At 34.0% G+C, this 8,977-nt stretch carries 10 protein-coding genes; 5 read left to right on the top strand and 5 right to left on the bottom strand.

The window, feature by feature from the left end; genetic code table 11:
* The coding region (locus AC3B7A_RS09470) for a glycosyl hydrolase (protein WP_489756664.1) at positions 1–1,320 on the bottom strand (1,320 nt) is incomplete at its 3' end.
* A gap of 9 nt (positions 1,321–1,329) precedes the next feature.
* Entirely contained in the window at positions 1,330–3,192 is a 1,863-nt protein-coding gene (locus tag AC3B7A_RS09465) for a beta-glucoside-specific PTS transporter subunit IIABC (RefSeq protein WP_489755736.1), read from the bottom strand.
* Positions 3,193–3,285: 93 nt separating this feature from the next.
* Here AC3B7A_RS09465 and AC3B7A_RS09460 point away from each other — a divergent pair, with 93 nt between their 5' ends.
* Entirely contained in the window at positions 3,286–4,299 is a 1,014-nt protein-coding gene (locus AC3B7A_RS09460; protein WP_489755737.1) for an AraC family transcriptional regulator, read from the top strand.
* A gap of 508 nt (positions 4,300–4,807) precedes the next feature.
* Here the strand turns inward: AC3B7A_RS09460 and AC3B7A_RS09455 are convergent.
* Complete coding sequence (locus tag AC3B7A_RS09455; RefSeq protein WP_489755738.1) at positions 4,808–5,152, bottom strand: type II toxin-antitoxin system PemK/MazF family toxin; 345 nt, start codon at positions 5,150–5,152, stop codon at positions 4,808–4,810.
* Complete coding sequence (locus tag AC3B7A_RS09450) at positions 5,146–5,409, bottom strand: AbrB/MazE/SpoVT family DNA-binding domain-containing protein (RefSeq protein ID WP_489755739.1); 264 nt, start codon at positions 5,407–5,409, stop codon at positions 5,146–5,148. The genes AC3B7A_RS09455 and AC3B7A_RS09450 overlap by 7 nt, the downstream gene beginning before the upstream one ends.
* A 190-nt stretch (positions 5,410–5,599) precedes the next feature.
* On the opposite strand from AC3B7A_RS09450, the gene AC3B7A_RS09445 reads away from it, so the two are divergent.
* Positions 5,600–5,893 carry an HAD family hydrolase gene (locus AC3B7A_RS09445; protein WP_489755740.1) on the top strand — a complete coding sequence of 98 codons (294 nt, stop codon included), beginning with the start codon at positions 5,600–5,602 and terminating at the stop codon, positions 5,891–5,893.
* A gap of 294 nt (positions 5,894–6,187) precedes the next feature.
* Here AC3B7A_RS09445 and AC3B7A_RS09440 read toward each other — a convergent pair whose 3' ends face one another.
* Entirely contained in the window at positions 6,188–6,934 is a 747-nt protein-coding gene (locus tag AC3B7A_RS09440) for an SDR family oxidoreductase (protein ID WP_489755741.1), read from the bottom strand.
* 364 nt (positions 6,935–7,298) lie between these two features.
* On the opposite strand from AC3B7A_RS09440, the gene AC3B7A_RS09435 reads away from it, so the two are divergent.
* From AC3B7A_RS09435 to AC3B7A_RS09425, 3 genes are all read left to right on the top strand, one after another.
* Positions 7,299–7,556, top strand: coding sequence for a type II toxin-antitoxin system RelB/DinJ family antitoxin (locus AC3B7A_RS09435; RefSeq protein WP_489756572.1), 258 nt, complete (start codon positions 7,299–7,301; stop codon positions 7,554–7,556).
* Positions 7,546–7,947: a hypothetical protein gene (locus AC3B7A_RS09430; protein ID WP_489756573.1), complete on the top strand. Its 402-nt coding sequence runs from the start codon at positions 7,546–7,548 to the stop codon at positions 7,945–7,947. The genes AC3B7A_RS09435 and AC3B7A_RS09430 overlap by 11 nt, the downstream gene beginning before the upstream one ends.
* A 152-nt stretch (positions 7,948–8,099) precedes the next feature.
* Positions 8,100–8,858: a class I SAM-dependent methyltransferase gene (locus AC3B7A_RS09425; RefSeq protein WP_489755742.1), complete on the top strand. Its 759-nt coding sequence runs from the start codon at positions 8,100–8,102 to the stop codon at positions 8,856–8,858.
* Positions 8,859–8,977: the final 119 nt, after the last annotated feature.

The raw sequence follows: 8,977 nt of genomic DNA, 5'->3' as shown, positions 1-8,977 counted from the left end.
AATTCCTCTGACTAACATATGATCGGCTAAAAATTTCATTAAAGGCATTCCTTCAGCCCAACCGTAGGCACCAAAAACTTCAGCTAGTGTCTGTCCTTGCTTCTTAGAATCCAAGTGGCCTAAGGAACTACCGAGTTTAGCTAAACCGTAATGAAAAAATTCACCATTCCAGCCAGAATTTGTCATCGATTTAAATTGATAATTATCCATGCCAGGGAGGATTTGATTCAATACTACATCAACTCCAGCCATATCCTGTCCTGCTAATGCTCGGTAGTAGTGGCCATCTCCGGTTCCCAATCGCGCATGTGCTCCATTGTCTTCGATCACATGTTGGACGTTATGTTCATGACACCAATCGGCTAATACTTGAGTAAAATTTTCAGAATAGAGTTTGCTGATGAGATTCATGTATTTATAGCGAATTCTTTTTTCTGAACCGTTAGCTGTGACATTAGTTAACAATGGCAGTTGAAGATAATCCTCAGCAAAAAATTCTGTTAGCATATTAGGTCGCCAAGGTAAAACCATTTCTAATTGACCAATTTGAGCATATTTACTATGGTTATTTCCTAATTGAGGTTCATCACTAAAGAAACCAGCAATTGTGTTGCCAAATAGTTTTTGATAGTGGCGATAATGGGGTTGATAAACTTCGTTAATCAAAACCTTTGTAGCATCAGCAACCAAAGGATTTAAGTAATCTTGAGTTTCAGGCGCACCACCAGAATATGTTTCCACCAATATGAAAATTCGCCATTCTCCTTGAGGAATATTCCAGTGTAATCGTTTATCAGCAACATTATTGGTTAAATCAACCATAGTATTTAGATCAATGGAATTACTACCATTTTTTTTGGCAGCGAGAACTTTAATAATATGATCGGTTGCAACAATTTTGGCCGAACTTAATGATGCTCTTGCGTTGGGATTAAGATACTTCAATAAAATAGTAGAATCAGTTAAAGGACCACAAAAGTCCAATTGTTTAATGTATAAATATAATTTACGATATTGCTGATATTTCTTTTTGATGGCTCCATTAGCATACCCTGTTGGAAAATGTGAGTCATCTAAGATCCAAACCTTCATGTTTTTATCTTTAGCAGTTTTTAAAATTAAGTCCATATCTTGCCACCATAAAGGACCAGTAAAATCGGGATGAGGTCTTGATTCGACACAAAAAGCAGTAATCCCAGAAGCAAAAATTTTGTTGATGTTATCAACTAGTATATTTGCTGGTTCATGGTGTAACCACAAAAATGGAAAAATATGATTATCTTGATGAGATGATAAAACTTGATTTAATTGATTGTCCATGTCTATCCTCTATTCTACCGATAAAACTTGATCATCGGTAGTCAATTGTTTTTGATTGTTGATAAATTTTATATTATTAAAAGTTGAAGAATCGGTTAAAATGATGACTGTTGTTGAGTCTAATTTGGCGTCCTTAATTAGTTGCCAATCAGCTGTTGCTAGAAGCTCTCCTTTTTTAACATGGCTATTTAGATGAACTTTAATTGTAAATGGTCTTCCATTCAAGTTGACAGTATCTATACCCATGTGAATCAAAATTTCAATTCCGTTATCTGCCTTTAGACCAATTGCGTGCTTCGTATCAGGAATCATAACAACTGTTCCTGAAATCGGTGCTCTAACTTCACTTGATTCGGGTATTATTCCAAAGCCTTGTCCCATTGAACCAGAAGAGAATACCCGGTCGTTTACATCTTTTAGAGAAACAAATTTCCCCTTTATAGGAGAGTAAATGGTTGTTAATTTATTATTTGTAGATGTTGTCTCTGTTGGGTCGTCTTTGTAACCCCATAAATAGGTGCAAATAAATGTAACTACGACTGTTACAATACTTGAAACAATGTATGCCCAAAAACTATTATCTATTCCTTTAGGACTAATAAACATTGGAGCAGCAAAGATGGCATTGGCACCGAAAGCATAACACTTAGCTTTCATTAAAGCCATAATTGCCCCACCAAAAGCACCTCCGATAAAGGTCATTCCAAAGACTTTTTTGTATTTTAATGAAACGCCGTAAATCGCAGGTTCTGTAACCCCTAAAAATGATGTTACCGCTGCGCTACCTGCAATTGCTTTTAAGTCTGATTTTTTGGTTTTAGCCCACACACCTAAGGTACCTGCCATTTGAGCAAAAACAGTAATAGTTAAAATGGCGTTGATTGGATCAGAGTGCAGAGTTGTTATGTTATTCATCAAAATTGGAATGAATGCGTAGTGTAATCCTAAAACCACGATCAATTGCCAGAATGCTCCCAAGATAACACCTGCTACAACTGGTGCAAGGTTATAAATTCCAATAATTCCTTTTGATAAAAGAGAGCTCAATTCAGAAATAATTGGTCCGGCAATCAAAAATGTTGGAATAATTGCTCCCAACAAGGAACAAAAAGGAACTACAATACTACGCAAGGATTCATTTATGCGTGGAGTCAAATAGTGTTCAATAACTGATTGTATCCAAACTGCAAAGATTACAGGAAAAAGAGAAGAAGTATAGTTAGCTAGTACGACTGGAATATGAAACAGAGTGAAGGTCTTATTGGCTGAGAATGCTGTGACTAGCGTTGGATAACAAAGTATTAATCCAAGTGTTGATCCTACGAACAAATTAGCTTTAAATCTTTTGGCAGCAGAAAACCCCACTAACGCTGGTAAAAAATAGAAAGTAGCATTAGCAATTGCATACAACATAATATACGTAGAGGATTTTTCATCAACCAATTTGATTGAAGTTAATAAAGCTAACAGTCCTTTTAAAATTCCAGAGACCGCAATTATGGGAATTATTGGACCTACGACAGCAACAATCATATTAATAAATCGATTAAAAAGATTACCAGCGGTTTTCTGTTTTTTAACATCATTCTCATGAGCAGGTGATATTGCGGAATTGTCAGCTAAAGATGGATATTTTTGAATGATCGCATCGTAAATATTTTTAACTTTGTTACCGATCACCACTTGATATTGTCCGCCGCTTTTGACTACAGAGATAACACCAGTTAGATTTTCAATTTTTTGATCGTCAGCTAAGTTGTTATCTTTAAGATTAAAACGAAGTCTAGTTACACAATGGATTAAAGAAATGACATTTTTTTGACCGCCGATATGCTTAATAATTGCTTCGGCTAAGTGTTCTTCATTCATCATAGATACCTCCTTATATTTACTGTTATTATATTTGTAAGTGTTATCATTAAAAATGATGAAACTTAATTATAAGGAGGACGAAACTTAATAATAATGAATAAAATTGAAAAAACATTGCTCCGCTTATCTGCTACTGAACAGCAGTATAAGATAGATAATTTGGTTAATGATAAATATTATCGACATTTGCAAATCGTTAAGTATCAGCAAGGAAATCCCGTTTATCTATTTACTTTTAATTCAATGGAAGAAAAGTTCATGTCTAAAACTATCAAACTATCAAATTCATTGTCTAATGAAATTACTTTGATATTGGGACAACATACTCGCTATTCAGTAGTGCCACTTCATATACATGACTATATTGAAATTAATTATGTAATGCATGGTGATGTTACTGAATATATTGAAGGAAAATTATATCATCTAACTCAAAATGATTTGTGTTTTCTTAATACGCAAACAGTTCATACTTTATTACAAACGAACCAAGAAGATATTATTATTAATTTGTTAATTAAAAAGCCTTATTTTACTAGTGATTTTTTGAATAAATTGCCACAACATGGAGAATTAACGGATTTTATCATGAAGTGTATTTCTAATGAAAATAATCAATCCGGTTTTTTGATCATTAAAAATGCTGCTTCTATTCATAATATTATTTTACAAATTTTACAAGAACAAGACTCTTGGTTGCTTGGTGCAAAAACAGTAATGGAATCTTTGTTATTAGTTTTTTTTATTAATTTAACAAGAGGAACGGATTACTATTACTATCAAAACCAAAGTATATTATTTAGTATTCAGGAATATATTCAAGCCAATTTTCGTAATACTAATCTAAAAGAGGCAGCTCAAAAATTCTCTTTTCATCCCAATTACTTTAGTTCGTTAGTCAAAAAAATGACCGGTAAGACTTTTAAGCAATTAGTGCAAGAAGAGAAATTAAAAGCTGCGGCTAATTATTTAATAAAAACTGATTGGTCAGTTAATCAAATTATCAATGAGATTGGTTATAGTAATTCTAGTTTCTTTTATCATAAGTTTGAAGAAAGATATAAAATGTCTCCTTGTCAATATCGTAAAGATAAATTGCAGGACTAAATTATCAATTACTTAAAAAATGTTGACAAACCTACTATATTACTCGTTAGTCGATATTAGAGTGTTGTTTTTAGTATAAATGTGTAACATTAAAGTTTCATTGTATGAAATATGAATATATTATGGTCAGCATAACCAATTTAAAATTTAGAAATTTTAAAGCGGATGGTTCTGTAATGATTGATGAGTAACGATGATACAATGCTGCTGTAAACCGTTGTTTCCAACTCTAATCAAAAGAGATTGCTTAACTCTTTTTCTCATACTTTACTAATGTAAAAACGTGATTGTGGCACTAAAAAAGTATTTTTTTAAGATTAAGCAAAAAAATCATAAAAATACTTTCATTGATCTATCACAATTTCACTGTTGTATTAACAAAACAGGCTTTAAGGGTATACCATATTAATTCCTATTACATAGCTTTCATTTGCGATTTATATATACGCATTGTGCTATTTAAAAAATAGTTGAAATAAAAAGCTTGACTAGGCTACACTTTGGACTGTTATTCATTATCAATACTGAACAATAATTTGTATAAATAGATTATTTCTTCTAATTCTGCACGTGATACATGATCAACAATTGCTTCATCAGTGACGTGTCTTGCCCGCAAATCTAGGGCGATTGTTTGATCTAATAATACTTTTTCATATATTGTTTGGCTACTAGTTAGTCGATGATACATTGGAAAATCACGTTCTGTACTGCTAATTGGGGCCACAATCGTCATATTACTTGTTTGACAAACTAGATCATTACTTAGAGCAATGGCTGGCCGCTTATTCAGCTGTTCATGACCACGGCTTGGATTAAAGTTAACATAAAATATATCGCCTTGGCTTACCATTGAAGTTCATTGCCTTCTGACTTTTCCCAATCCAACTCGTTATCCCGCTTCCCATCATCTTGCCAGTCCTTGAATAATTCGTGAATATTGGTTGGCTTCTTTTTTATTGGAGTTAAAACGATTGACTCATTTTCAATTGTCATGGTCATATATTGGTTATCATCTAATTTCAATTGTTTAATAATGTTGCTAGGAATTCTAATAGCTTGAGAGTTTCCCCACTTGGATAAGTGTGTTTTTTCATTAATAAGTGTCATATTTTTCCTCCCGAATTATTATTACGCTCAAAGTATATTCTATGTAGATACAAAATGCAATTATTCTTCCGTGAAGTTATTAATATGCAATCAATTTGATGATGTGAATATTATGAAAACGAAACATCAGCGAATTTTTAAATTTGAAGCTTTTAGTGAACAATCAACGGTGCTGCAGTAAATTCGCAGGATGAATCCAACTTTTAATGTAGTTTTTTCCTCGCCGCGGAATGGAGAGTTGATGGCAGAAAATTGTAGTAAGGGGCAGGCATTAACGCAGTTAATGCAGGACTTAGACATCGATTTAACTCAGTGTTACGCCATTGGTGATAGCGAAAATGATCTGGCGGTGTTTCAAGTTGCTGGTCAGAGTATTACCATGACAAATGCTGTGAAAGCCGTGCAAGCACAAGCTGATTTTGTCACTAAAACCAATCTTGACAATGGAGTAGCGATGAACATTGAACGGATTTTAAATGCATAATTAAAAAGGTAACCAGTTAGCTTAGGACAGTAAATTATGATAATTTCCGCAAAACTAGGTCATCTAGAAGGCTGAATGAAGATAATAAAAAAAGAAACTGGAACCATCAGAATAATGTTCGTATCCTATCGTCAATTAAGTGAACATTAATTCATTATTGTTCTCCAAAAGTCCATATTTGTTGCCGACAGAATTGAGATTTTATTCTGCGAGTATGCAACTGTTAAACGACTTTTGATCCAGTTTCATTAGAAGTAATATTTTAGGAGCAATGTAATAAAACTTAGTTTAGTTTTATTGGGCAGTATAACCGCCGTCAATAGTAAATTCATTACCAGTAGCGTATTGGGATTCGTCAGAGCCCAGATAGACACAAAGTTGACCAATATCTCTGGGTTCACCAATATGACCCAAAGGAATTTTCTTGACAAATTCTTTTACAGCTTCTGGATGATCATCTAAAATTGGTGTTCTGATTTGTCCCGGAAAGACAGCATTGACCCTAATCGGATAATTTTGAGCGGCAGCATCTAACGCAGCTGCTTTGGTTAACATTCTAATACCACCTTTGGAAGCAGTATAAATATCATAGAAGGCAATACCAACTAGGCCGTTAATTGAAGCAATGTCAATGATCGAACCACCATTTTTTTTCATGGCAGTAAAGGAATGCTTAATACCTAAAAATTGACCAGTTAAATTAATATCCATCACTTTTTGCCAGAGCTTTAAATCAACGTCTTCAATTGATTGAGCTACTGGGGCAATCCCAGCAGCATTGACTAAGATGTCTAAGTGACCAAATTGCTTGACTACGGTGGTGATTACTTCTTGCCACTGGCTTTCAGATGTCACATCCAAAGTCTGATAAGAAGCGAGTTCATTGTGAGCCACAAATTCTTTTTCTAATTCACTTTCTTGAACATCAGTTAGAACGACGGTTGCTCCTTCTTCAACGAAGCAAGGTGCAATCCCGGCAGCAACCATTCCTCCAGCACCACCAGTCATCAGCGCAACTTTACCTTTTAAACGATTGACCATAATTGTTTGCCTCCTACAGAATTTAAAAGTAGCAGCCAGCGAGGGTATTTTGGTGTAAGTTAATTGCTAACTGCTAAATTATATCAGTTATTTTATCATTATTGTGAATAAATTATCAATCATATATTGTGAAATAATTATTAAATGTTAGCTAGCTTGGTATGATTAAGTTAATGCTTGAATTTAATCAATTGCTTTAAACAAGTATTCATAGCGCTGAGTATAATCAAAGCATATCAATAGGTATTCGTTAATAACCTCTTCTTAAGAGTTTAGATTGATTGAATTTATACTCAAGAGGTAGTATTATTTGATTGCAAAAAGGAAGGTTGAGCCAATCATGGTAGTTAAAGAAAAGAAATGAATTCAGGTTCAAATTGATAAAGATTTGGTGCTGAGAATACTGAAGCGGTTTAATGAGCTGGGATTAAATCCAACTACGGCAATCAATATGTTTTATAAGCGAATTGTGGCTGATGGTACTTTGCCTTTTAAACCTGCCTTAAATGTGGAAGAAAAAGCCAGTTTGCGTTTCCTCAAGGCGACAGAAAAGACGCCGTTGACGGAATTAAAAGATGCCAAAGAGGTGGCCGCTTGGCTTAATGATCCAGATGAGGACTAATGATTTAATCACATTATATGTTAGTTTTGTAGAAACTAATGGTGGTAAGTCGCGACCGGTATTAATTCGTCAAGTATCAATGCGAATAGTTGAAGCTTTTATAATTACTAGTAAGTATCAAACTAAAGCGGCTGACATCAAGCACCAATATTATCCAATTAAAAATTGGCAGTCGACTGGATTAAAAAAGCCATCATGGGTTGATCTTGGGCATCTCTATCTTTTTCCAAAAGCTGGATTAAAATTGAAAGTAATTTGTCATTTAAGTAAGTTAGATCAAAATCAAATTGTTACTTTTGATCTTAAATTCAAAGCACGAGAAAAGTGGCGCTTACATTGTGATTTAAAAAAGTACTCAGTTTTTGTGGATCAAAAATCAGAAAGTAAGTAACCAGACGCCAAACTTTCGGAAAATTTGTGACTATAATTTTTGCATCAAGTTCAATTGCGTGGTTCAGCTATCGCGCTTACAGGCATTGGTGGTTTACCAAAATTATTAAATGTCATGAGTGACTGCTAGTAGCCAAAGAATGGAGAAATTTTATGGATAAGTATGTTGCACAAAATCAAGTAACTATTAATAATTGGATTGCTAATGGTTGGCAATGGGGGCAACCACTGAGTCATGCTGATTATCAGATGGCTTTAGCTGGTAAATATTCTTTATTTTTAACACCCACGACACCCGTTCCGCAAGATTGGTTAGGAGATTTAAAAGATAAGAAGGTTTTAGGCTTAGCTGCTGGCGGTGGTCAACAAGGTCCGATCTTAACCGTCTTAGGTGCTCAGGTTACAATAGTGGACTTTTCAGCTAAGCAGTTAGCCTCTGAACAATTAGTGGCTACGCGAGAACATTACAAGATTGATACAATTCAAAGTGATATTAGTCAAACACTACCTTTTATGAATAATTATTTTGACTTAATTATTCATCCCGTGGCCAATGTTTATATTCAAGATGTGTATCCAATCTGGAGGGAAGCTTATCGGGTTTTAAAGCCAGGTGGTGAATTATTATCAGGGTTGGATAATGGAATGAATTATCTGGTTGATGCTGAGGAGAAACAAATAGTACAACATTTACCATTTAATCCTTTAAAAGATAAACACCAAATGCAACAAATCAAAAAAGAAGCGGCTGGTATCCAGTTTTCACATTCGATTGAAGAACAAATTGGTGGTCAGTTAAAAGCAGGATTTACGTTGCGAGATGTATATAGTGATACCAATAACGCTGGACGTTTAGCAGCTTTAAATATTCCCTCTTATTGGGCAACCAGAAGCCAAAAGCCTAAAAATTAATATTAATTTTAATTCCAACGGGTCATTTAAATAATTTTAAATTTATAATTAAAAGAGCAATTATTTAGTTGTCCAGTTTGGTATTAAGTTTAAAGTTAATATTAAATCTCATGAGCTTT

The organism is Bombilactobacillus sp. ESL1202, assembly GCF_058107125.1.
Note: the sequence above shows the minus strand (reverse complement) of the source record. Positions and strands in the feature narration are given on the sequence as shown.